This is a genomic window from Laribacter hongkongensis DSM 14985, from assembly GCF_000423285.1.
GTDB classification, from domain to species: domain Bacteria; phylum Pseudomonadota; class Gammaproteobacteria; order Burkholderiales; family Aquaspirillaceae; genus Laribacter; species Laribacter hongkongensis.
On the sequence record NZ_AUHR01000002.1, the window covers coordinates 175,480 to 199,453 of the forward strand.

General features: G+C 63.1%; 17 protein-coding genes. 9 read left to right on the forward strand and 8 right to left on the reverse strand.

The genetic code is table 11. From position 1 onward, the window contains the following. The first annotated feature begins 7 nt into the window (after positions 1-7). From tldD to G542_RS0102380, 6 genes are all read left to right on the forward strand, one after another. Complete coding sequence (tldD, locus tag G542_RS0102355) at positions 8-1,453, forward strand: metalloprotease TldD (RefSeq protein WP_012697611.1); 1,446 nt, start codon at positions 8-10, stop codon at positions 1,451-1,453. A 237-nt stretch (positions 1,454-1,690) separates the two neighbouring features. Further along, entirely contained in the window at positions 1,691-3,343 is a 1,653-nt protein-coding gene (locus G542_RS0102360) for an acyl-CoA synthetase (protein WP_012697610.1), read from the forward strand. A gap of 59 nt (positions 3,344-3,402) precedes the next feature. Then, on the forward strand, positions 3,403-3,774 hold the full coding sequence (locus G542_RS0102365) for a VanZ family protein (protein WP_244878669.1): 372 nt from the start codon (positions 3,403-3,405) through the stop codon (positions 3,772-3,774). A 109-nt stretch (positions 3,775-3,883) separates the two neighbouring features. Further along, positions 3,884-5,188, forward strand: coding sequence for a Xaa-Pro aminopeptidase (gene pepP, locus G542_RS0102370; protein WP_027823279.1), 1,305 nt, complete (start codon positions 3,884-3,886; stop codon positions 5,186-5,188). A 2-nt stretch (positions 5,189-5,190) separates the two neighbouring features. Further along, positions 5,191-6,354, forward strand: coding sequence for an FAD-dependent monooxygenase (locus tag G542_RS0102375; RefSeq protein ID WP_172622963.1), 1,164 nt, complete (start codon positions 5,191-5,193; stop codon positions 6,352-6,354). Positions 6,355-6,401: 47 nt separating this feature from the next. Then, positions 6,402-7,556, forward strand: coding sequence for a UbiH/UbiF family hydroxylase (locus tag G542_RS0102380; protein ID WP_027823281.1), 1,155 nt, complete (start codon positions 6,402-6,404; stop codon positions 7,554-7,556). A gap of 122 nt (positions 7,557-7,678) precedes the next feature. Here the strand turns inward: G542_RS0102380 and G542_RS18765 are convergent, their stop codons facing one another. Further along, positions 7,679-7,930, reverse strand: a complete 252-nt coding sequence (locus tag G542_RS18765; protein WP_161493532.1) for a hypothetical protein — start codon at positions 7,928-7,930, stop codon at positions 7,679-7,681. Here G542_RS18765 and G542_RS0102385 point away from each other — a divergent pair. After that, positions 7,917-8,756 (forward strand): substrate-binding domain-containing protein, encoded by an 840-nt coding sequence (locus G542_RS0102385; RefSeq protein ID WP_051189860.1) that lies wholly within the window; start codon positions 7,917-7,919, stop codon positions 8,754-8,756. The genes G542_RS18765 and G542_RS0102385 overlap by 14 nt on opposite strands. 21 nt (positions 8,757-8,777) lie before the next feature. Here the strand turns inward: G542_RS0102385 and dinG are convergent, their stop codons facing one another. Further along, complete coding sequence (dinG, locus tag G542_RS0102390) at positions 8,778-10,910, reverse strand: ATP-dependent DNA helicase DinG (protein ID WP_027823283.1); 2,133 nt, start codon at positions 10,908-10,910, stop codon at positions 8,778-8,780. Positions 10,911-11,008: 98 nt separating this feature from the next. Between dinG and G542_RS0102395 the strand changes: the two genes are divergently transcribed. After that, positions 11,009-11,482 carry a pyridoxamine 5'-phosphate oxidase family protein gene (locus G542_RS0102395; protein ID WP_012697603.1) on the forward strand — a complete coding sequence of 158 codons (474 nt, stop codon included), beginning with the start codon at positions 11,009-11,011 and terminating at the stop codon, positions 11,480-11,482. 18 nt (positions 11,483-11,500) lie between these two features. On the opposite strand, the gene G542_RS0102400 is transcribed toward G542_RS0102395, so the two are convergent. The 4 genes from G542_RS0102400 to G542_RS0102415 all read right to left on the reverse strand — a co-directional run bounded on the left by G542_RS0102400 (position 11,501) and on the right by G542_RS0102415 (position 18,029). Further along, the gene (locus G542_RS0102400; RefSeq protein WP_027823284.1) at positions 11,501-12,142 is read right to left on the reverse strand and encodes a TetR/AcrR family transcriptional regulator; all 642 of its coding nucleotides are present in this window, start codon (positions 12,140-12,142) and stop codon (positions 11,501-11,503) included. Positions 12,143-12,210: 68 nt separating this feature from the next. Next, positions 12,211-13,626, reverse strand: coding sequence for an efflux transporter outer membrane subunit (locus G542_RS0102405; protein ID WP_027823285.1), 1,416 nt, complete (start codon positions 13,624-13,626; stop codon positions 12,211-12,213). Beyond that, on the reverse strand, positions 13,623-16,820 hold the full coding sequence (locus G542_RS0102410; protein WP_027823286.1) for an efflux RND transporter permease subunit: 3,198 nt from the start codon (positions 16,818-16,820) through the stop codon (positions 13,623-13,625). The genes G542_RS0102405 and G542_RS0102410 overlap by 4 nt, the downstream gene beginning before the upstream one ends. Before the next feature lie 12 nt (positions 16,821-16,832). Continuing rightward, on the reverse strand, positions 16,833-18,029 hold the full coding sequence (locus tag G542_RS0102415; RefSeq protein ID WP_012697599.1) for an efflux RND transporter periplasmic adaptor subunit: 1,197 nt from the start codon (positions 18,027-18,029) through the stop codon (positions 16,833-16,835). Between the two features lie 292 nt (positions 18,030-18,321). On the opposite strand from G542_RS0102415, the gene G542_RS0102420 reads away from it, so the two are divergent. Then, positions 18,322-19,902, forward strand: a complete 1,581-nt coding sequence (locus G542_RS0102420; protein WP_027823287.1) for a flagellar assembly protein A — start codon at positions 18,322-18,324, stop codon at positions 19,900-19,902. A 75-nt stretch (positions 19,903-19,977) separates the two neighbouring features. On the opposite strand, the gene G542_RS0102425 is transcribed toward G542_RS0102420, so the two are convergent. Beyond that, entirely contained in the window at positions 19,978-21,324 is a 1,347-nt protein-coding gene (locus G542_RS0102425) for an MFS transporter (protein WP_027823288.1), read from the reverse strand. A 410-nt stretch (positions 21,325-21,734) separates the two neighbouring features. After that, complete coding sequence (locus G542_RS0102430) at positions 21,735-23,906, reverse strand: hypothetical protein (RefSeq protein WP_012697595.1); 2,172 nt, start codon at positions 23,904-23,906, stop codon at positions 21,735-21,737. Between the last annotated feature and the right edge of the window lie 68 nt (positions 23,907-23,974).

The following is a 23,974-nucleotide window of genomic DNA, read 5'->3' on the forward strand; positions in this document are numbered from 1 at the left end:
ATAGACCATGACCACCGAGTCCCATCTTGATATTGCCACCGGCCTGTTGCTGACCCGCAACGGCCTGACGCCCGCCGCGCTGGACCAGGTGTTTGCCCGTCTTGGGCAGCACGACGTGGATTACGCCGACCTGTATTTCCAGTACACCCGGCAGGAGGGCTGGAGCCTCGACGAGGGCATCGTCAAGTCCGGCAGCTTCAATATCGACGAAGGCGTGGGTGTGCGGGCGGTCGCGGGCGAAAAGACCGCATTCGCCTATTCGGACGAAATTTCGCTGGATGCCCTGCTGTCCGCTGCCGACATCACCCGGGCCATTGGCCGCACCGGCGGTGACGGGCGGGTGCAGGCGCACAGCCGCACTACCGGGCATGCGCTGTTTGCGCCCATCGACCCGATCGCCAGTCTGGATTCGGCCAGCAAGGTGGCCTTGCTCAACCGTCTGGAGCAGATGGCCCGCAGTATGGATCCCCGGGTGAAGCAGGTGATGGCCGGGCTCGCTGCCGAATACGACGTGATGTACGTTGCCCGCCGCGACGGCACGCACGCGGCCGACGTGCGGCCGCTGGTGCGGTTGTCGGTCACCGTGATTGCCGAGCACCAGGGCCGGCGCGAGCAGGGCAGTGCCGGTGGCGGCGGCCGCTTTGACCTGGCCTTCTTTACCGATGAAGTGCTGCATGACTACGCCAGAAAGGCCGTGGACCAGGCGCTGGTCAACCTGGAGGCCCGGCCGGCACCGGCCGGCCAGATGACCGTGGTGCTGGGATCGGGCTGGCCGGGTGTCCTGCTGCACGAAGCCATCGGCCATGGCCTGGAGGGTGACTTCAACCGCAAGGGCACATCGGCCTTTGCCGGCCGGCTGGGCGAGCGCGTGGCGGCACCGGGCGTCACCGTGGTGGATGACGGCACGCTGGCCAACCGTCGCGGCTCGTTGAACATTGATGACGAGGGTACGCCGACGTCCTGTACCACCCTGATCGAGGACGGCATCCTCAAGGGCTACATGCAGGACAGCCTGAATGCGCGCCTGACGGGCACGGCACCGACCGGCAACGCCCGCCGCGAAAGCTATGCCCACATTCCCATGCCGCGCATGACCAATACCTACATGCTGGCCGGGGATAAGGCGGCGGAGGAAATCATTGCCTCGGTCGAGCGCGGACTGTACGCCGTGAACTTTGGCGGCGGCCAGGTGGACATCACCAGCGGCAAGTTCGTGTTCTCGGCCAGCGAGGCCTGGATGATCGAGAATGGCAAACTGTCTTACCCGGTAAAAGGGGCTACCCTGATTGGATCAGGGCCGGAAGTCCTGAACCATGTATCGATGATCGGCAACGATCTGGCGCTGGATACCGGGGTGGGCGTGTGCGGCAAGGAAGGGCAGAGTGTCCCGGTGGGCGTGGGCCAGCCGACCTTGCGCATCGACGGCGGGCTGACCGTGGGCGGTACGGCCTGAGTCTTCGGCGCTCCCTGCAAGGCGGGCTTCGGCCCGCCTTTTTACTTCCCGGATTGTTAAAACAGTTAACAAGTTTATGACAAAATGTTTTATGTGCTGACATAATCGGGCTGTCGGACAGCCTGACCATCGGCGCGGTGCCTTCGTCTGGCGAAGGTGTCGACCGGATGTCCAATAGAGAGCAATACACCCGTTTGGGCTGAATTCGGCCAAGTCATTTAGCTGGAGAACCTACACATGGCAGCTGCACACCTCAATCCGTATGAAATCGGTCTTGACAAGAATCCGGCCAACTATGTTCCGCTGACGCCGGTCACGTTCCTTGAACGTGCCGCCCAGGTCTATCCGAACAAGCCCGCCGTCATCCACGGCCAGCGCGTCTACACCTGGAGCCAGGTTTTCGAGCGGAGCCGCCGTCTGGCATCCGCACTGGCCAAGCATGGCGTCCGCAAGGGCAGTACCGTCGCCATCCTGTGCCCGAACATTCCGGAAATGGTCGAAGCCCACTTCGGCATCCCGATGCAGGGTGCTGTTCTCAACACCATGAACTACCGTCTGGATGCCGCCACGATCGCTTTCCAGATCGACCACGGTGAAGCCGAAGTCCTGCTGGTCGACAGCGAATTTGCCAGCCTGGCCCGCGAAGCCCTGCACAAGAGCGGCCGCCGCCCGCTGATCGTCGACATCGTCGACAGCGAATACGACACCGGCGACCGCGTGGGCCGCATCACGTACGAAGAGCTGCTGGCCGAAGGCGATCCCGGTTACGAATGGCCGCAGGTGGAAGACGAGTGGGATGCCATCACCCTCAACTACACCTCCGGTACCACCGGCAACCCGAAGGGGGTGGTGTACCACCACCGCGGCGCTTACCTGAACGCGCTGGGCAACATCGTCGCCACCAACATGACGCCGGATACCGTCACGCTGTGGTCGCTGCCGATGTTCCACTGCAACGGCTGGTGTTTCAACTGGTCGCTGGCTGCGGTAGGCGGTACCTCGGTGTGCCTGCGCCGCGTCGAAGCCGGCCTGATGTTCGAGCTGATCGAAAAGTACAAGGTCAACTACATGTGCGGTGCCGCCGTGGTGCTGAGCATGTTCATCAATGCCGCCGACGAGGTCCGTCGTCCGTTCCCGCTGCCAGTGCGCTTCATTGCCGCAGCGGCTCCGGTGCCGGTACCGATCATCCGTGCCGCCGAAGCCATCGGCTTTTGCATCACCCACGTATACGGGCTGACAGAAACCTACGGCCCGGCCACGGCCTGCATCTGGAAAGACGAATACAACGCCTTGTCCGATGACGACCAGGGCGACATCCGCAAGCGCCAGGGCGTGCGCTACCACGTGCAGGAAGCTGTGAGCGTGCTCAAGTCCGACACCATGGAGCCGGTGCCGGCCGACGGCCAGACACTGGGCGAAGTGATGTTCCGCGGCAACGTGGTGATGAAGGGTTACCTCAAGAACCCGTCTGCCACCGAGCAGGCGTTTGCCGACGGCTGGTTCCACACCGGCGACATCGGCGTCCTGCATCCGGACGGCTATATCGAACTCAAGGACCGCGCCAAGGACATCATCATCTCGGGCGGCGAAAACATCCCCACCATCGAAGTGGAAGCCGTGCTGTACCAGCACCCGTCGGTGCTCGAGTGTGCCGTGGTCGCCAAGAAAGACGAAAAGTGGGGCGAGATTCCGTGTGCCTACATCACGCTCAAGTTCGGAGCAGAAGAGCCGAGCACCATGGAGCTGATGCAGTTCTGCCGTGAACGTCTGGCCCACTACAAGGTGCCGCGCCTCTACGTCTTCGGCCCGCTGCCCAAGACTTCGACCGGCAAGATCCAGAAGTTCGTGCTGCGCGACCAGGCCAACCAGGGCCAGTTCGTGCTCAACTAAGCGTACCGTGATGCTGACAGGACGGCCCGGCGGGCCGTCTTTTTCATTCCGTTTCCCCGATGATGCAACCTTTATCCCGGTCTTGCCGGTTCCGCACCGGCTGCCGCTGGCTTGCATGGGGGCTGGCTGCTGCATGGTTTGCCGGCAGTGTATGGCTGCTGTGGCGCGAAAGCACTGGCAGTGCCCCCCTGTTTGCCCACGCCGACAAAGCGGGCCATTTCCTGCTGTTTGCCATCCAGACCGCGTTGCTGCGGCTCGCGCTTGGCACCGGCCACACGCGGTTGATCCTGTCACTGGCTGCCGTCTGGGCTGCCGGATCGGAAACCGGGCAGGTTTTCCTGACGGTCAGCCGTACCGGCGACCCGCTGGATGCACTGGCCGACATGGCCGGCTGCGTCGCTGTCCTGGCATGGGTGCGACGCTGGCGCTGACCGGGGTGCAAGGTCAGGGCTACAATGCGGACATGATGCCGTGCCGGCCTTGCCGGCCATGGCGTGTTGCACCCTGTGGCCTCCGGGTCGTTTCTTGACGGAATCCAGCATGATTGATAACCGTATCTATGCCAGCCGTCGCCAGCGCCTGATGGGCGAACTGGGCGACGGCATTGCCATCCTGCCGACAGCTCCCGAACTGGTCCGTAATGGCGACGCCCATTACGCTTACCGTTTTGACAGCAGCTTTTACTATCTCACCGGTTTTGCCGAGCCTGAAGCCGTGCTGGTGCTGGATGCCACCGCCGGCAAGTCGGTCCTGTTCTGCCGCGACAAGGACATCGAACGCGAAATCTGGAACGGCTACCGCTTTGGTCCGGAAGGCGCGAAAGAAACCTTCGGATTCGACGAAGCCTATTCCATCAGCGAATTTGACGAGCGCCTGCCCGACCTGCTGGCAGACCGGCATACCCTGCACATGGGGTTCGGCCGCGATGCCGCCTTTGATGCGCGGGTCAACGTGGCGCTCAATGCCTTGCGCGCACGCTTCCGCACCGGCGTGACGGCACCGACCGTGCTGCGTGACGTGCAGGCCGTCGTGCACAACATGCGCCTCTTCAAGGACGACAGCGAAATCGCCCTGATGCGCGAGGCCGGCCGGATTTCGGCTGAAGCACACGTGGCGGCCATGCGTGCCGCGCGTCCGGGCTGCTTCGAGTACCAGCTGGAAGCAGAAATCCTGCGTACCTTCTGCACCAACGGCGCCCGCACGCCGTCCTACGAAAGCATCGTGGCCGGAGGCGGCAATGCCTGCGTGCTGCACTATGTCAGTAACCAGGACGTGCTGAAAGACGGTGACCTGGTCCTGATCGACGCCGGCTGCGAATACCAGGGCTACGCCGGAGACATCACCCGGACATTCCCGGTCAACGGTCGTTTCAGCGCTGCCCAGCGTGACGTGTACGACGTGGTGCTGGCCGCCGAACTGGCCGCCATTGCCGCCGTCAGGCCCGGTGCCCGCTGGAACGATCCGGCCGACGCTGCCCTGCGGGTGCTGGTACAGGGCCTGATCGACCTCGGGCTGCTGTCCGGTTCGCTGGACGGCAACATCGAAAGCGAAGCCTACAAGCAGTTCTACATGCACCGCATCGGCCACTGGCTGGGCCTCGACGTGCATGACTGCGGTGACTACAAGGTAGACGGCCAGTGGCGCGAATACCGCCCGGGCATGGTGACCACCGTCGAGCCGGGCCTGTACCTGCGTCCGGCCGACAATGTGCCCGAAGCCTTCTGGAACATCGGCATCCGCATCGAGGACGACGTGCTGTGCACGGCAGAAGGGCATGAAATCCTGACCGCCGGCGTGCCCAAGTCGGTCGCCGACATCGAGGCCCTGATGGCGGAAGGTCGCTGATCATGCTGCCCGCGCACGCCGATGTGGTGATCGTGGGTGGCGGGCCGGTCGGCGCGCTGATTGCGCTGTCGGCCCGGTCCGCCGGCCGCAGCGTGCTGGTGGTCGAGGCGCGTCCCCGGGAGGCGGACGTGCACGACCCGCGCGTGCTGGCGCTGTCGCATGCCAGCCGCGAGCTGCTGGCCGCGCAGGGCATGTGGCCGGACAGCCTGCCGGCCACGCCGATCGACACGGTGCATGTCAGCCAGCAGGCCACGTTCGGCCGCACCGTGCTCAACCGGCGTGACCTGGGCCTGCCGCACATGGGCTGTACCGTGGCCTATGCCGACCTTTATGCCAGTGCCCGGGCCGCCCTGCTGGCAGCGGGAGTCAACGTGGCCTTCGGTGCCCGTGCCGTGTCGCTGCGGACCACCCGCTGCTACGCCACGCTCGGCGTCAGCCTGGCCGGCAAGGAGCAGGCCGTGACCGCCCGGCTGGTCGTACTGGCCGACGGCGGCAGCCTCGTCAGCGAGTTGCCGGACATCCGCTATCGCGAGCACGATTACCAGCAGTGCGCGGTGCTGGCACGCCTGCATCCCGAACTGCCGCATCACCAGGTGGCGTGGGAGCGTTTTTCTGCCAATGGCCCGATGGCGGTGTTGCCGGTCGGGGACGACCTGATGGCCGTGTGGACGCAGTCGCATGCAGGAGCCGCCCGGCTGATCGAGCTGGACGACGAGGCTTTCGTGGCTGAATTTGCCGAAGCCTTCGGCGACCGCCTGGGACGGTTGACCGCCTGCGGACCGCGTCTGGCCGTGCCGCTCAAGCTCCGAATGGCCAGCCGCATTGCCGGCCGGCGGGTGGCCCTGGCCGGTAATGCGGCGCAGACCATGCATCCGATTGCAGCCCAGGGGCTGAACCTGGGCCTGCGCGATGCGGCTGCACTGGCCGCGTTGCTGGCACGTCCCGGAGATCCCGGAGAGGCTGCACGACTGGATGCCTATGTCGAAATGCGCCGGATCGATGCGCTGGCGGTGACCGGCTTCACCCACAGCCTTGCATACCTGTTCGACCAGCACGATCCTGTCCGGCGCGCAGTGCGCGGTGCCGTGATGACCGTGCTGGACACCCTGCCGATGGCGCGCCGGCGCTTTGCCGAATCCATGGTGTTCGGCGTCGCCAGCCGTTAGCCCGTCATGTTTTCACGGAGGCCGGCCCGAAAGGGCCGCTTGTTGTCATGCAGACTCATTACGACATTGTAATTGTGGGGGGCGGGCTGGTTGGTGCCAGCCTGGCGCTGGCGCTGGGGCAGGCAGACCGCTTCCGGGTGGCCTTGCTGGAGCCACGGCCGGCCCGGCTGGAAGGGCTGGACCAGCCGGATGACTGGGATGCCCGCGTCTACGCCGTCAGCCCGGCCAACCAGCGTTTTCTGGCGTCGATGGATGCCTGGCCGGACATGAGCCGCATGGCCGCCGTATCGAAAATGGACGTGCGCGGTGATGCCGGTGGCCGCATCGAATTCGACGCAGCCGGTGCAGGGGCCGGTGCGCTGGCCTGGATCGCCGAAAACCGATGGGTGCTGGCCGGCATCTGGCGGGCGCTGCGCGAAACACCGGTCGAAATCCTGCACGAGCGGCCGGTGGCTTTTGAATCCGACCATGGCCGTGCTGCGCTGACCCTGAACGACGGACGGCTGCTGACCGCCCGGCTGGTGGTCGGATGCGATGGTGCCAACTCGTGGCTGCGCTCGGAGGCCGGCATCGATATCCGGGTTTCACCCTACGGGCACAGTGGCGTGGTGGCCAATTTCCTGTGTGAACGCGACCACGGTGGCGTGGCACACCAGTGGTTTACCGGCGACGGCGTGCTGGCCTACCTGCCGCTGCCGGAGCGCCGGATGTCGATGGTGTGGTCGTGCGCCGATCCCGAACAGCTGCTGGCCCTGTCCGGCGACGAGCTGTGCCGGCAGGTGGCCGAACGCGGACAGTTCACGCTGGGGCAGCTGTCGCTGCTGACACCGGCACAGGCTTTTCCGCTGCGCCTGATCCGGCCGGCACAGGTAATCGGCACCCGGCTGGTGCTGGCCGGTGATGCGGCACACACCATTCACCCGCTGGCGGGGCAGGGGGTCAATCTGGGGTTTGGCGATGCCATCCTGCTGGCAAAGCTGCTGGCGCAGGCCGACGATCCGGGGTCTCGCCTGTTGCTGCGCAGTTACGAGCGCGGGCGGCTGGAATCGGTGCGTACCATGCAATATACCTGTGATGCCCTGTTCCGCCTGTTTACCCATCCGCATCCGGCCATTGGCTGGCTGCGCAATACCGGACTGAAATTCACCAATGCTCTGGGACCTGTCAAACGCCAATTGGTGAAAGAGGCCATGGGGTTGTAAATATCCGGCATCATTAAATCAAATATCATTAAATTTAATTAAAAATATAATAAATGCATTAAATGGGTGAATAAATAGAAACTTGTTTATTTATCCGTAAAGTCAGTAAAAATATTTTATCTTTATCGGGCATGATTACTCTCGACAAGCATGGATACGGTTTGCATGATTGCGGTCCGGATACCTGTTTTGGTCAGAGGGTTGTTTATGGGGTGGAAAAAGCGTGGATGGCTGGTTATTGGTGTGTTGTGCGGATTGGTGGCCTGTTCTGAAAGCATTCCTCGCGTAGATAACCGCTCCCATTCCGCTTTCAGCCAGTCAGCCGGACAAAACACTTCACCGGCACGCATCGTTCTGGTGATGAAATCACCCACCAATCCCTATTTTTCCGAACTGGCCAATGGCGCCAGCCGCGCCCAGCTGGAAACCGGCATCGACCTGTCGATCAAGGTTGCACACGAGGATGATGCACTGGAGCAACAGATCCGCCTGATCGACGAGGTCATCGCAAAACACCAGGCCGACGCGATTGTCATTGCTCCCACGGACTCGATCCGCCTTGTCCCGGTACTGGCGCGCGCCAGAAAAGCCGGCATTCACGTCATCAATATCGGCAACCGGCTGGAGCCGCGCATCGTGGCACTCTACGGCATGCCGGTGGTGCCGCTGATCAGCATCGACAACGCCAGTGCAGCCTACCAGGTGGCCGGCAAGCTGGCCGAGGGCCTGCCGCGTGGCAGCAAGGTGGCGATCATCGAAGGCCTCCTGGGCACCAACAATACCCGGCAGCGTACCGAGGGTGCCTTGCAGGCCTTCAGCGAGGCCGGCCTGCGCGTGGTGGCCAAACAGAGTGCGCGCTGGAAGGGCGACGAAGCCTACCAGGTGACCGCACAGCTGCTGCGTGACTATCCGGACCTGCGGGCCATTTTCTGCAGCAATGACATGATGGCGCTGGGAGCCGCGCGCTACCTGCGCGAAAAGGTCATTACCGGAGTGCGGCTGGCCGGGTTCGACGGCATCACCGAAGCCCGCAGCGCCCTGCACCAGCGCCAGCTGGTCGCCACCATCGACCAGCATGCCAGCGAGCAGGGCTATCTGGCGGTCAGGCTGGCGGTCGATGCCATTGCCGGCCGGCCGCTGGCAGAAGAAACCCTCGTGGATACCGAACTGCTGACGGCAACTGCCACACCGTCACCCTGATGCACTGGCGGGCTTGCCGGATCAACTGATCCGGCGGAAGGCGGGCAGGGCAGCCAGCAGTTTCTTGCCGTAGGCCGCGGTTTTCAGGCGTGTGTCCAGAATGCTGACCCGGCCGTAATCGCTTTCGGTGCGGATCAGGCGGCCCACCGCCTGGATCAGCTTGACCGATGCTTCCGGCACCGTCAGCTCGATGAACGGATTGCCGCCCTGCGCCTCGATCCAGCGGCTGAGGGTCAGCCCGACCGGATCGTCCGGCATGGCAAACGGCAGCTTGGCGATGATCACGTGTACGCAGGCCTCGCCCGGCAGGTCCAGCCCCTCGGCAAACGAATCCAGTCCGAAAATCAGGCTGGCGCGGCCATCGGCAATGGCAGCAAAGTGCTGCTCCAGCAGACGCGACTTGGGCAGTGTGCCCTGCATCAGCAGCCGGTCGGCAAACTCGGGCGACAGCCGCTCGGCCACTTCTTCCATCTGCCGGCGCGAGCTGAACAGTACCAGCGTTCCCACCGGCTGTGACAGGTCTACCAGCCTGGGTAGCCACTTGGCGATTTCGCCGGTGTGGCCGGCGGCATCCTTGGGGCTGGCAGCTAGCGGCGGCAGGTAAAGCTCGCCCTGGTGGGCATAGTCAAACGGTGACTCCAGCGCCAGCGTGGTGGTTTCCGGCAGCCAGGCCAGACCGGTCTGCCGCAGCAGCAGGTCGAAAGAATTGAGGGATTGCAGGGTGGCCGAAGTCAGCACGGCGCCCGATGCCTTGCGCCAGAGCGTGCTGGCCAGGTCGCCGGCCGCCGAGACCGGCGACGCCGAAATGCGGTAATCGCGCCGGTTGCCGCTGATCCGTGCGGCAATCCAGCGGGCGATCGGCGGCGCCTTGTCGTCGGTTTTCTGGATGAACAGCTGCCATACGGCCGCCAGCGGCTCGGCCCGGGCAATGAAGAATCCCAGCTCGCTGGCGCAGCGGTCGAGCAGCAGCGTGTCTGCTTCGCGCTCCTTGCGGGCCTCGGCCAGCGCGTCAGACAGCTGTCCGAGCTGTTTTTCCAGCGCGGCAGACACCATGGCGAGGTTGCTGGCCAGCTGGACCAGCCCTTCGGGCAGGTCGCCGGCCGGCAGCAGCCACAGGGGCTCGGCACCTTCCGGGGCTGTCAGTTCCGGAACCCCGTCGAGCACGGCCACTAGTTCGGTCAGGTGTTCGATGGCGGCGGCGGCCGAATCGATGGCCAGTCCGCCCAGCTCGGGCTTGCTGATGAAGCCGTCCAGCCGGCTGACCAGGGTGGCGACCTTGTCGAGCCAGCCCAGCGTCGGGCCGGTGACAAAATCGGCGGCAAACTGGTTGACGGCCTTTTTGGCCAGATGGTGCGCTTCGTCGAGGATATAGAAAGTCTGCTCCGGCGCCGGCAGGATCACCCCGCCGCCCATGGCGCAGTCGGCCAGCAGCAGGTCGTGGTTGGTGACCACCACGTCGACATTGTCGAGCGCCTCGCGGGCGGCGTAAAACGGGCATTCCGGCCGGTTGGGACAGGCGGCTTTCAGGCAGCCGTGGCGGTCGTTGGTAATGCGTCCCCACAGGCTGTCGTCGAGGGTTTGTGGATAGTCGTCGCGGTCCCCCGACCACTTGCGGTAATAAAAACCGTCAGCCAGCTGCTTGAGCGTGGCCAGTTCGGCCGCTTCGGGCTTGCGTTCCCACAGCGCCGCCATCGGGTCGGCAGCTAGCAGTTCGCCCTGGGTGGTGTCGGCCGTGTGCTGGTAGAGGCGGTAGGGGCAGACGTAGCGGCCGCGGCCCTTGGCCAGGGCAAACGTCAGCGGCAGTTCGCTGTTTTCCACCACGAACGGCAGGTCACGGTGTACCAGCTGTTCCTGCAAGGCCACGGTGGCCGAGCTCACCACCAGCTTGCGGCCCCGGCTTTTGGCCATGACGCCGCCGGCAATCAGGTAGGCCACGCTTTTGCCGACCCCGGTCGGGCCTTCCACCACCAGGATGCTTTCACCGGCCCGTTCGGGCAGGTCTTCGCCTTCGGCGCGTTCCAGGCTTTGCGACAGGGTCTTGGCAATGGCGGCAATCATCTGCCGCTGGGCGGCGCGTGGCTTGAAGCCGGGCAGGGCGCTAGCCAGCGTCTGGTAATGGTGCCGGATGGCGTCTTTTTCGAGATCGGTGAGCATGGCGCACATTTTACCTTGCCCGTCCCGCCTGTGCCGGTCGCTGTTGCCAGCCGGTGGTACGCTAGCAGCTCCGAACCTTTCGTGACCAAGGACGCACCATGCAAAGCCGGATGCAGAAATTCCAGCTCGCCGAAGACGCCATTCATGCCCTGCTGGACACGGCGCTGCACGGCCGCCTGTCCACGCTGAACGCCGATGGCTACCCGTACACCGTGCCGGTGCATTTCGTGTTTGCCGAGGGCCGGCTGTACGTGCACGGGCTGGACCGCGGGCAGAAAATCGACAATATCCGCAGCTATCCGCTGGTGGGTTTCGAGGTGGACGAGCTCGACGGCCTGCTGACCGACAACCTGAGCCAGCCCTGTCAGGCCGATGCTGCCTACCGCAGCGTGGTGGCGCAGGGCGATGCGCGGCTGATTGACGACCCGGCGGAAAAGCACCGGGTGCTGGGCTGGTTCGTGCGCAAGTACACGCCGGCCTTTGCGCCGCAGGACATGCCGTCCAACAAGGTGATGGCAACCTGCGTGATCGAGATCACCCTCAGGTCCCTGACGGGCAAGTATCACGCCTGACACCTGCCCGCCGGGTGGTCAGGCTGGCTGGAACAGCCCTTCGAGCGGAGCGAGGATGCCCAGCACGGCCCGCTGGATGCTGCGGACCAGCACCTCCCGGTCCAGCTGCGGGTGCAGCACGGCCCGGATCAGCAGGCCGTTGAACAGCGTGCACAGGGTGTCGAGCGCGCCGTGCAGGTCGCTGGCCTGTTCGGGCGTCAGCGATGTCCGGGGGCTGACCAGCAGGTCGTGCAGCCGCTGGCGGGCTGCCGTGTCGGCATCGCGCAGCAGCTCGGCAACCTTGGGATTGCGGGCAGCTTCGGCCAGCATTTCCAGTTGCAGCGCACTGTGATCCGGCGCCAGGTTTTCCTGCACGCCCTGGCGGATGTTGTCGACCAGTGCCTGCAGGCGCGGCCCCGGGTGCAGGGTGATTTCGTCCATGGCCGAATACATGGCCTGCAGGTCGCGGGCAATGATGGCGGCGATGATCTCTTCCTTGCTGGCAAAGAAATGGTAAATGTGGCCGGTGCTCATGGCCGCGGTGCGCGAGATGTTGGCCATGCTGGCAGCGTGATAGCCCTGCTGGAGAAAACAGGCCGCTGCGGCATCGAGAATCTGCTGGCGACGGGCATCAGCCAGCGCCGGATCGGGCTGGCGCCCGATTCTGGGTCTGGAACACATGGATAGTCCCCGAAGATTGGCAAATGACAAAAGAACGGGCCGCCGTGGCGACCCGTCTGCCGTTACGGTCAGGAGCGCCAGCCGCCACCCAGCGCCCGGTAAAGGGCGATGCGGTTGGCAAGCCGGTTGAGCTGGACCTCGATCAGCCCCTGACGGGCCGTGTAGTCGCTGCGCTGGGCAACCAGGACATTCAGGTAACTGTCGATGCCCTTGTCAAAGCGGGCCTGCGACAGCCGGTAGCTCAGGCCGGTGGCTTCTGTCAGTGCCGTCTGGGCCGACAGGCGTTCGTCGATGGTGTCCTGCACCGCCAGGGTGTCAGCCACTTCGGTAAACGCCTTCTGGATGGCTTTCTCGTATTGCGCCAGCGAGATGTCGCGATCCGCCTCGCTCACCCGCAGGTTGGCCAGGTTGTGGCCGCCTTCGAAGATCGGCAGCCGGACTTGCGGCATGAAGGACCAGCTGCGCGAGCCGGCGTCAAACAGCCCCGAGAGGTCGCTGCTGGCGGTGCCGACGCTGGCGGTCAGCGTGATGCTCGGGAAAAACGCAGCCCGGGCCGCACCGATGTTGGCGTTGGCTGCCTTGAGGGCATGTTCGGCCTCGACAATGTCCGGGCGGCGCAGCAGCAGGTCGGACGGCAGGCCGGCGGGCAGGGCGGCCGGCGTCGGCAGCTCGGCAACCGGGGCCGTCGGCAGCAGTGCGGGGTCGACACTGGTGCCGACCACCAGCACCAGCGCGTTGCGGTCCTGCGCCAGCAGGGCTTCGTAGCGGGCGACTTCGCCACGGGCTGATTCCATGCCGGTCTGGGCCTGGCTCAGGTCCAGCGCCGAAGCGCTGCCCAGTTCAAAGCGGCGGCGTACCAGCTCGTATTCGGCCCGCCGGTTGCCCAGCGTGTCGCGCGCCAGTTTCAGCTGTTCGCGGTCGGCGGCGTAGGCGAGGTAGGCATTGGCGACTTCGGACACGAGGCTGATCTGCGCGGCGCGGCGGGCTTCCTCGGTGGCGAGGAAGGTTTCCAGCGCGGCGTCCTTCAGGCTCTGGATGCGGCCGAAGAAATCCACTTCATAGCTGGTCAGCCCCACGCTGGCGCTGTACTGGCGGGCGAGGGTCGAGGCACCGTTGCCGGACAGGTCGCCTGGCAGGCGCTGGCTTTCGCTGCCGCCGCTGGCGGCGATCGACGGCAGCAGGTCGGCACGCTGGATCTGGTAGCGCGCACGGGCCTTGTCGATCTGCAATGCCGCCACCCGCAGGTCACGGTTGTGGGTCAGGGCCAGTTCGATCAGCGTCTTGAGCTGCTCGTCCGGGAAAAAGGCCCGCCAGTCAGCCAGCAGGGTGTCGCTGACGGAGCCTTCCGGGCGCGTGGCTCCGACACTGTCGGGGAACTGGCCCGCCACCGGCAGGGCCGGTTGCCGGTAATCAGGTGCCATGGTCGTGCAGCCGGTCGCCAGCAGCATGGCGGCCAGCGAAGTGACAATCATCGGATGGTTCATGGGCGGTTCTCCTCGGAAGGGGTCGGATCGGCTGCCGGCGGCTCATGCGCGCTCAGGTTGTCCCTGGGACGCAGCCAGTGCCGTTGACCATCGAAAACACGGCGGATCACCACAAAGAACAGGGGCACGAAGATCACGGCCAGTACCGTACCGGTGATCATGCCGCCGATCACGCCGATGCCCAGTGCGTTCTGCGCACCGGCACCCGCGCCGTTGCTGACGGCCAGCGGCAGCACCCCGAGGATGAAGGCAAACGACGTCATCAGGATCGGGCGCAGGCGCAGGCGCACGGCAGTCAGCGCGGCCGACAGCAACGAGTGGCCGGATGCCGCCAGGTCCTTGGCGAATTCCACGATCAGGATGGCGTTTTTCGAGGCCAGACCGATGGTGGTCAGCAGGCCGACCTGGAAGTACACGTCGTTGGAAAGCTTGAACAGCATGGCGGCTGCCAGCGCCCCGATGATGCCGAGCGGGACCACCAGCATGACCGAGAACGGAATCGACCAGCTTTCATACAGGGCAGCCAGACACAGGAAGATCACGAGGATCGACAGGGCGTACAGCATCGGTGCCTGCGAGCCGGCCATGCGTTCCTGGTACGAGAGGCCGGTCCACTCGTAGCCGATGCCTGCCGGCAGCTGGGCGACCAGCTGTTCCATGGCCAGCATCGCTTCGCCGGTGCTGTGGCCGGGTGCTGCCTGACCCTGGATCTGCACGGACGGCAGGCCGTTGTAGCGTTCCAGACGCGGCGAGCCGTAGGTCCAGTGGGCGCTGGCAAAGGCGCTGAACGGCACCATTTCACCCGTGCTGTTGCGCACGTACCATTTGTTCAGGTCTTCCGGCAGCATGCGGGTCGAGGCTTCGCCCTGGATGTACACCTTCTTGACGCGACCCTTGTCGATGAAGTCGTTGACATAGCTGCCACCCCAGGCGGTGCTCAGGGCGTCGTTGATGTCAGCGGTCGACAGGCCCAGTGCACCGGCACGGGCAAAATCGATGTCGAGCTGGTATTCCGGCATGTCTTCCTGACCGTTGGGGCGCACGGCCATCAGGGCCGGGTTCTGCGCTGCCATGCCCAGGAGCTGGTTGCGGGCCTGCATCAGGGCGTCGTGGCCCAGACCGGCGCGGTCCTGCAGTTGCAGGTCAAAACCGGTGGCGTTGCCCAGTTCGACCACGGCCGGCGGAGCAAAGGCAAACGCCATGGCATCCTTGATGCCGGCAAACGCACCCATGGCCCGGCCGGCGACGGCCTGCACCTTGCGGTCTGCGGCCTTGCGCTCCTTCCAGTCCTTCAGGCCCACGAAGCCCAGCGCCATGTTCTGGCCATTGCCGGCAAAGCTGAAACCGGCCACCGAGAAGATCGACGCGACCGAGTCGGTTTCGTTTTCGAGGAAGTGCTTTTCCACCTGCTTGACCACTTCCATGGTGCGTTCCTGCGTGGCACCGGCCGGCAGCTGCACCATGGTGAACATCATTCCCTGGTCTTCGTCCGGCAGGAAGCTCGACGGCAGGCGCATGAACATCACCGCCATGCCGGCCACGATCAGGCCGTAGATGACCATGTAGCGCACGCTGCGGCTGATCATCCTGCTGGCCATGTTCTGCGTGCCGCCGTTCAGGCGCTCCAGCCAGAGGTTGAAGCGGATGAAGATGCGGCCGAAGAGGCTGGATTCGGCGCTGCTGTGGCCTTTGGCAACCGGCTTGAGCAGCGTGGCGCACAGGGCCGGGGTCAGCACCAGCGCGATGATCACCGACAGCACCATGGCCGACACGATGGTGACGGAGAACTGGCGGTAGATCACGCCGGTGGAGCCGCCGAAGAACGCCATCGGCACGAACACGGCCGACAGCACCAGTGCGATGCCGATCAGGGCACCGGTGATCTGGTCCATCGACTTGCGGGTGGCTTCGCGCGGCGACAGGCCTTCCTCGCTCATGATGCGCTCGACGTTTTCCACCACCACGATGGCATCATCCACCAGCAGGCCGATGGCCAGCACCATGGCGAACATGGTGAGGGTGTTGATGGAGTAGCCAAAGGCGAACAGCACGCCGAACGTACCCAGCAGCACCACTGGAACGGCAATGGTGGGGATCAGGGTGGCGCGGAAGTTCTGCAGGAACAGGTACATCACCACGAACACGAGGATGACCGCTTCAAAGAGGGTCTGGACCACGCTTTCGATCGACAGCTTCACGAACGGCGTGGTGTCGTACGGCACCACCACTTTCATGCCCTGCGGCATGAAGGTCTGCAGGTCCTGCACCTTGGCTTTCAGGGCCGCAGCGGTATCCAGTGCGTTGGCACCGGTGGCGAGCTTGATGCCGAGGCCGGCCGCCGGCTTGCCGTTGAAGCGGGCAATGTGCGAATACGATTCGCTGCCCAGTTCAACCTTGGCCACGTCTTTCAGGTAGACATTGGCACCGTTGCCGGTGCTGCGCAGCAGGATGTTTTCAAACTCGGCCGGGGTCTTCAGGCGGCTCTGGGCCGTGACGGTGGCATTGAGCTGCTGGCCGGGCAGGGCGGGAGTGCCGCCGAGCTGGCCGGCAGACACCTGGGCGTTCTGCGCCTGGATGGCATTGCGGATGTCGGCCGGGGTCAGTGCGTACTGTTGCAGCCTGGCCGGGTCCAGCCAGATGCGCATGGCGTACTGGCTGCCGAACAGGTTGACTTCACCGACTCCGGGTACGCGGGCAATGATGTCCTGCACGTTGGCGGCAATGTAGTCGGCCAGGTCAGTGTTGCTCATGCTGCCGTCTTCGGACACGAAGCCCATCACCATCAGGAAGTTGGTGGCGGACTTGGTGACCGTGATGCCCTGGCGTTGAACTTCCTGGGGCAGGAGCGGCGTGGCGAGCGACAGCTTGTTCTGCACCTGCACCTGCGCCGTGTCCGGATTGGTGTTGGCGTCGAAGGTCAGGGTGATTTCCACGCTGCCGCTGGAGTCGCTGGTCGAGGACATGTAGGTCAGGTGATCGATGCCTTTCATGTTCTGCTCGATCACCTGCGTCACGGTGTCTTCCACCGTCTTGGCCGAGGCACCCGGGTAGGTGGCGGAAATCTGCACCGTTGGCGGTGCGATCTGCGGATATTGCGCCACCGGCAGGTTGAGTACCGACAAGGCACCCGCCAGCATGATGACGATGGCGATCACCCAGGCAAAAATCGGGCGATCAATAAAGAAACGGGCCATGTTTGCGTCTCCTTACCGTGCAGCCGGTGCGGCAGCAGCAGGCTTGGCCTGGCCGTCGGCCGCCGGCTTGCTGCCGGTTTCCACCGGCTTGACCGGCATGCCCGGGCGCACTTTCTGCAACCCTTGCACGATGACTTTGTCGCCGGCCTGCAGGCCGGCGCTGACCAGCCACTTGTCGCCGATGGCGCGCTGGGTCTGCAGCACGCGCTGGGCCACCTTGCCGTCCTTGCCGACCACCAGTGCCGTCGGTTCGCCCTTGGTGTTGCGGGTCACGCCCTGTTGCGGCACGAGCAGTGCCTGCGGGTTGATGCCTTCCTGTACCTGTGCGCGCACGTACATGCCCGGCAGCAGCGTGGCGTCCGGGTTCGGGAACACGGCGCGCAGGGTGACGGTGCCGGTGTTGGTGTCGACGGTCACGTCGGCAAATTCCAGCCGGCCTTCCTGCGGGTAATCACTGCCGTCTTCCAGCTTGAGGCTGACCTTGGCGCGCCCTTTTTCGTCCTGTGCCAGCGTGCCGTTGGCCAGCTCGCGCTTGAGGCGCAAGAGCTCGGCGCTGGACTGGGTGACGTCGACATAGATCGGGTCAAGCTGCTGCACCGTGGCCAGTGCGGTGTTCTGGTTGCCGGTGACCAGTGCGCCCGGCGTGACGCTGGACTTGCCGATGCGTCCGGCGATCGGCGAGGCCACGCGCGTGTAGTAGAGGTCGATTTCAGCGGTTTTCAGCTCGGCTCTGGCTGCCAGTACTTCGGCCCTGGCGGCGTGGAAGGCGGCCTGGGCGTCGTCGTTGTCCTGCTGGCTGACGGCCTGGATGGACACCAGTTCGCCATAGCGCTCGGCCTTGGTGCGGGCGGTGGTCAGGTTGGCTTCGGCCTTGGCCAGGGCTGCCTGGGCACGGGCGACAGCGGCTTCGTAGGTGGCCGGGTCGATCTGGTACAGCGGTTCGCCGGCCTTCACCATGCCGCCTTCGGTGAAGTGGCGTTTCTGGATGATGCCGCCAACCTGTGGGCGGACGTCGGCGACCAGATAAGGCGAAGTGCGGCCGGCCAGTTCGGTCATCAGGGCCAGGGGTTCGGTCTTGAGTGTGACCACGCCGACTTCGGCAGCAGGAGGTGCCGCAGCTGATTCGGCCTTCTGGCCGTTGCAGCCGGCGAGCAGCCAGCTCATGGAAAGGGCGAGCACCAGCGGGGCAAGGGGACGGGAGAGTGTCATGGTGGAGGAGGGCGTCCGGAAAATCATGAAGCCAGTCCGTACAGACTGGCCATTCTGTAATTAAGTGAGCGTTCATTCTATTTTTGATGGGCGGCCGGATCAAGACCATTCGGGTGAAATTTTCCGGTGTGATATACCAAAAAAATGACTTGACGATTGACCTTGTGTAGTGACCAAGGGGCGGCATTCCGGCTCGCTTTGTTTTTGTGCTCATGCCGATTGCATCGTGCCATTGAGCTTCTGGCGGCACGAACTCATAATCGGTGTTTCCGAACGCAAGATACTTCTGACAATGACGTTTTCCACCGGTCTGAACCTTGGCTGTGAAGGCCGCAAGATCATTGCCCGATACCTGCCGGGCGACCCCGCCGTGGCCCCGACCCGGGATGCCCTGCAGGCGTTGCTGGTGCAGCAGAAATGGCATAACGCTGCGCTGGACGAAATGGCGATCGAGGCATTCCTGAAAACCTGTCAGGAATCGGCCGAAGAAGGCAATACGGTGATCGGGGAGCTGCATGACGGCAGTTTCGAGATCAGTGTCAGCAGTGATGCCATGACAGCCTGGTTGACGCTCCGTTTGCCCATGGGCGGACAGGCTGTCGACCCGCGCAGGGTCATTCAGTCACTTCAGGATCACGGCGTGGTTTACGGATTGCAGACCGAAGCGTTGCGTACGGCCCTGACCAGCGGCCATTGCGAGCATCTGGTGGTGGCCGTCGGCTGTCCGGCCGGCCATGGCGAGCGGACGCGCTTCGTGAATCTGGTTGAGGACCAGCTGGGAGATGACCCGGGTGATTCTTCGGCGCTGGCACGGGTGGATTACCGCGCCATGGGCCACCTGCATCTGGTGGACCGCGGCGTGCAGCTGATGCGACGGATTCCGGCCAGTCAGGGCGTACCCGGCATGAACGTGCTGGGGCAGGCCGTAGCGGCTGTGCCGGTGCCGGACCTGCCGTTCGAACGCGGCCTGTCCGGTGTCGATGTGGCATCGAATGATCCGGACGTACTGGTTTCCACCCTGGCGGGTGCACCTTCCTTTCTGGAAAAGGGCGTCAAGGTGCTGCCGGTCATCGAAGTCGACGAAGTCGGCCTGGATTCCGGACACATCGAGTTTGACGGCACCTTGCACGTAAAAGGTGACATCCGTGCCGGCATGCGCGTGATGGCTGGCGGCGATGTGGTGGTCAGTGGTGCCATCGAGGCTGCCGAGGTACGGGCTGGCGGCAATGTTTCGGTCAAGGGCGGCATCATCGGCAAGCTCGGCAGCCAGGATACGGCCCTGATCCGGGCGGGAGGCTCGATCGAGGCCCGCTTTGTCGAAGGCGCCCGCCTGAGCGCCGAAGCTACCGTCAAGGCCGAGCGCGGCATCCAGCAGTCGAATGTGGAAGCCGGGCACAGCATTCTGGTCGGCAACCAGGGCAGCCTTGGGGGCGGCCAGTATTCTGCCTTGCGTCATGTGCAGGCCGGTGTACTGGGGCTGCCGACCGGTGTGACAACCGTGGTGCAGGTCGGCTACCAGCCCGGACTGATCCGCCGGCGTGACGAGCTGGAGCTGGAACGCAAGGCCCGGCTGGACGAGTTCGGCAAGGTATTGCAGGTCATCACCTTCTGCAAGCAGAGCCCCGAGCACGCCGACCAGCTGGAAAAGGCGCGGCGGACGGCCGGGACGCTCAAGTCCGAAGTCGATCGCCTGACACTGGAGCTGGCTGAACTCAACGACAAGCTGACACTGGCCGCAGATGCGGCCATCGTCGCCCTCAAGCAGATCTACTGCGGTGTCGAGCTGCGCATCGGCCAGAAGCGCATGACGCTGGACGAGGAGCGGCGTGGTGGCAGTGCCCGGCTGAAAGGCTCGCAGGTGGTCATTGAATGACGGCCTGACCCGACAGGCACGTAACGGAAAAGGGCAGCCTTCAGGCTGCCTTTGGTGTGCGTGGATGCCGGAGCGTCAGTCGTCTGCCAGATCCTCGTGTGCGGTTTCGCGGCTGGCCAGCATGGCGACCAGTGCGACCGCCGATGCAATGACCAGATACCAGGCCGGAGCCAGCTTGTTGCCCGTGACGCTGATCAGCCAGGTGGCGATGAACGGAGCCGTGCCGCCAAACAGGGCATTGGCCGAGTTGAAGCTGAAGGCAAAGCCGCTGTAGCGCACCTTGGTCGGGAAGATTTCCGACAGGAAGCTGGCCAGCGTGCCGTCGTTCATTGACAGCAGGGCGCCGAAGGCGATCTGGATCAGAAGGATGGTGATGAAGGCACCGTGGTCGAGCATGCTGAACAGCGGAACGGCCAGCAGCATGAACAGGATCGAGGCAGAAACCAGCATGGTCTTGCGGCCGAAGCGGTCGGACAGTTCGCCCATCAGGAAGATGAAGCCGATATAGGTCACCAGCGAGATGGTCGAGGCGATGAAGGAGCTCTGTTCGGTCATGCCCAGTTCTGCGGACAGATAGGTCGGCATGTAGCTGAGGATGGTGTAGAAGGCCACGGCGTTCAGGCAGGTGACACCGAAGGCGATGATGACTTTGGCGCGGTATTTGCCCAGCAGGTCGTGGATCGGCACCTTGTTTTCGACTTCACGCTTTTCCAGTGCTTCTTCCATCTGGCGGAATTTCGGCGTGTCTTGCAGGTGCACCCGGATGTAGCGGCCGATCAGGCCGAACGGGGCGGCCAGCAGGAAGGGAACGCGCCAGCCCCAGTCGTGGATCTGTTCCAGGGTCAGGAACATGTGCATGCCCGCGACGAACAGCGAACCGAACAGCAGGCCTGCTGCCGTACTGGCCGGCACGATGCTGCAATAGAGGCCGCGCTTGCCGGTGGGGGCATATTCGGCCAGGAAAGCCGAGGCTCCGGCGTATTCGCCCGAGGCGGAAAAGCCTTGGACCATGCGGATCACCAGAAGCAGGATCGGAGCCCACATGCCGATACTGGCGTAGGAGGGCAGGAAGGCAATGCAGAAGGTGGCGCCGGACATGATCAGGATCGACCATGACAAGGCGTTGCGGCGGCCGATGCGGTCACCGATGTGACCCCAGAAAATGCCGCCGACCGGGCGTATCAGGAAGGAAATGGCAAAGACGGCGAATGCCGCCAGAAGCCCTGCGGTTTTGTCGGCCTCGGGAAAGAATACGACGGCGATCACGGCAGCAAGATAACCGTACGATGCGTAGTCGAACCATTCGACAAAGTTGCCGATAAAACTCGCTACCGCTGCTCGCCGGAGCGCGAGCTTTTCATCAACATCGTTACGGTTGATGGTATGACCTGAGTTCGACGTAATGTCGCTATTGCTACTCATGTCATGTCTCCTTGGTCTATGCGAAATCGGGAGGCAATCCTGAATGGATTTCAAAGAAAACAGTCTGTGCGGAGTCACCTCACAAAATGACCATTCAATATTTGCATGAATGATGATTTTGTCAGGTGATGCCTGAATCATTCTGTGAGACTTGTCAGAAATCCGAAATTGCAAGTCGGAGACTGCTGTTTGGGCCGGGAAATATTACATACTGTTACATCGGTTGTATGTTGCGTTATATCAACCTGTATCGATAAATGGTCAAATCCTTATGATGAATCAAGGGTTACCCGAAAATTGCTTATTAACAAAGTTAATTTCTGTTCCTTGAAAATCAACGGGTTTTCTTCACGCGATAAAAAACCATCCTGATTCAGGTAATCAGGATGGTTTTCTCGACAAACGGTAGATCAGGCGGAATGGCGTGCTTGGTCGGCCACGTATTCGTTCAGCGAGACAATCTTGGTCTTGCCGACGCGGTGCCGGTAAATCTCACGCAGATACCTGATGGTTTTCTTGATGCTGTCACGGCTCAGACGGATGTCGTTGATCGATACGAATTTGTCCGGATTATGAATCAGCTCGCGATATTTCTTTTCGTACATCGGCTTGATTGCATACCAGTTGGTATCAAGGATCTTGGCCGGGTTTTCGTGCGGTTCCAGCATGCCGTCGAGCCGGCTTTCATCAAAATGCTCGCTGGTAATGAAATCGAGGATTTCCTTGTCGAGGCTTTCGTCATACCGGTACTGGTCAACGGCAAAACAGCGCTTGATGAAGGCCACGATCAGGGTCAGGAAATCGTCGCTCAGGCACGGGCTCTTGACGACCAGCGTGGTCAGCGACAGGTTGGCCGAGGCGCCGATCACCAGCGCATAGCGTTTGAGCGTGGTGTTGGGGAACAGGTTGTTGAGGTGGGTCTTGAGGCGGTTGAGGTCGGTGTATGCGAGCTTGTAGCCCTTGGGCAGCGACACGATGGTGACGATCGACGAGCAGTTCTTGAAGAAGAACAGTTCCCGCAGCTGCTCGGCATCAAAGCCCGACTGGCGGTACTGGTCGAGTGCTGCGCGATAACGCTGCGATTCGATCGGCAGCAGGCTGATGCCCTCAATGGCCTGGGTGGTGCGATTGAAGTGCGGCAGTTCGATCGAACGGAAGAAGAGGTCGTCGATGTCCAGCCCGCCGTTGTGTTCCGGCAAGGCCAGCGGATCGGATACGACCGATTCGGCATAGGCGACGGCCACGGGGCCGGCAAGGCTCATGAAGAGGTCGTTGGCATCCAGGCGGATGGTTTCGCCGATGTCGATGCCGGCATTGCGGAAATAGTTCTGGTCGTAGTCGGTGGTGACTGCCTGCGCCGTCAGGATGTTGAAGATCTGCTGCGAAATGTACTGGTTGGCATGCCGCTCCATCGCATTGACATCGATATGACCGATGCCGCTGTCCTGGTCGGATTCGGCATAGCGCATGATGTCGTTGGAGATCAGCATCATGGCGTTCCACGGGCGGATGCGGTGCATCACGCTTTCGGTATTGGCTTCTTCATTGTCGAAGTTGTAGGAAAAATCCCATTCTTCGGCGAGGTACTTGCACAGCAGGCGGCCGGCATTGATGTGCAGGGCTTCGGCACCGCTGCTGGTCGAATCGGAAATGTTCGGCAGGATGCAGATGCCGCTGGTGAAGATCGGTTCGAACACGAAGGAGCGGCCGCTGCCGTCGTCAATCTGGCTTTCGTCGCGCGTATCGAACGTCTTGCTCATGTACGAGTACTGCTGGGCCAGTCCGAATTCGGATGCCATGCCGGAACCGGTGCCGCCGCCGGCACTGAAAATGTAGAAATACAGGCGTGACTGGTTGGCCTTGATGCCGCACGAATCGATCAGGTACGAGTGGATGAATTTCCAGTCGGCGTTGGAGAAACGCTGGGTATCCTTATTGAGGATGATCTTGGCCAGATACTGGCCGAGGATCGGTGCATTGCCGGCACCACCGGCATGGACTTCGGACAAGTCCATGATTTTCATCTTGTTGTAGTCGCTGAGGAAGCTGCCGTCTCCTCCCCGGCGCGAAAACAGGATGCGGCCCTTGATGTCCTTGTCGAGGTCACCCAGCATCACCATCGGTTCGATCAGGAAGACCGGCTTGCTGACCCGGGACTGGGTGCGGGCCAGATTGCGGCGGATCCAGTTTTTCGGCTGCCGCTCGGTTTCGACGACCGGACTCTTGCTGGCTTCTTCGTGTTCGAATTCGTTGGAATAGAACTGCCGTGCGTTATAGACCAGTGAAGCCACGTCCAGTGCGATGTTCGAACCGCAACGGCCCAGGCCGATCAGGCAGACCGACGGAAACGGCTGCTCGGCATTGGCATCGTCCTGCATGTCCGTGCCCCCCAAAGGGAACACCATCGAGCGCAGTCCGTCCAGGTTGCGCAGGATCCGGTCAAAGTCCTTTTCGGTGAAATACTGGAAAGCCTCGGAGCCCTCCAGTTGCAGCTGCCCATGGATGACGGCTCCCTTGCTGGAGGGGAGCGTCTTATCGACGGGCTCAAGAAGTTCAACGGAAGTATCTGACGTCGTGGACATGGCGGGTGATCCGGCTGGAACCGATGGCGGATTAGGTCAGCACCTTGTGTTGACCCTATTCGATTTCG

Coding starts and splice junctions, on each gene's coding strand:
- tldD (WP_012697611.1), top strand. CDS start 8: ATGACCACCGAGTCCCATCTTGATATTGCCACCGGCCTGTTGCTGACC.
- G542_RS0102360 (WP_012697610.1), top strand. CDS start 1,691: ATGGCAGCTGCACACCTCAATCCGTATGAAATCGGTCTTGACAAGAAT.
- G542_RS0102365 (WP_244878669.1), top strand. CDS start 3,403: ATGATGCAACCTTTATCCCGGTCTTGCCGGTTCCGCACCGGCTGCCGC.
- pepP (WP_027823279.1), top strand. CDS start 3,884: ATGATTGATAACCGTATCTATGCCAGCCGTCGCCAGCGCCTGATGGGC.
- G542_RS0102375 (WP_172622963.1), top strand. CDS start 5,191: ATGCTGCCCGCGCACGCCGATGTGGTGATCGTGGGTGGCGGGCCGGTC.
- G542_RS0102380 (WP_027823281.1), top strand. CDS start 6,402: ATGCAGACTCATTACGACATTGTAATTGTGGGGGGCGGGCTGGTTGGT.
- G542_RS0102385 (WP_051189860.1), top strand. CDS start 7,917: ATGAAATCACCCACCAATCCCTATTTTTCCGAACTGGCCAATGGCGCC.
- dinG (WP_027823283.1), bottom strand. CDS start 10,910: ATGCTCACCGATCTCGAAAAAGACGCCATCCGGCACCATTACCAGACG.
- G542_RS0102395 (WP_012697603.1), top strand. CDS start 11,009: ATGCAAAGCCGGATGCAGAAATTCCAGCTCGCCGAAGACGCCATTCAT.
- G542_RS0102400 (WP_027823284.1), bottom strand. CDS start 12,142: ATGTGTTCCAGACCCAGAATCGGGCGCCAGCCCGATCCGGCGCTGGCT.
- G542_RS0102405 (WP_027823285.1), bottom strand. CDS start 13,626: ATGAACCATCCGATGATTGTCACTTCGCTGGCCGCCATGCTGCTGGCG.
- G542_RS0102410 (WP_027823286.1), bottom strand. CDS start 16,820: ATGGCCCGTTTCTTTATTGATCGCCCGATTTTTGCCTGGGTGATCGCC.
- G542_RS0102415 (WP_012697599.1), bottom strand. CDS start 18,029: ATGACACTCTCCCGTCCCCTTGCCCCGCTGGTGCTCGCCCTTTCCATG.
- G542_RS0102420 (WP_027823287.1), top strand. CDS start 18,322: ATGACGTTTTCCACCGGTCTGAACCTTGGCTGTGAAGGCCGCAAGATC.
- G542_RS0102425 (WP_027823288.1), bottom strand. CDS start 21,324: ATGAGTAGCAATAGCGACATTACGTCGAACTCAGGTCATACCATCAAC.
- G542_RS0102430 (WP_012697595.1), bottom strand. CDS start 23,906: ATGTCCACGACGTCAGATACTTCCGTTGAACTTCTTGAGCCCGTCGAT.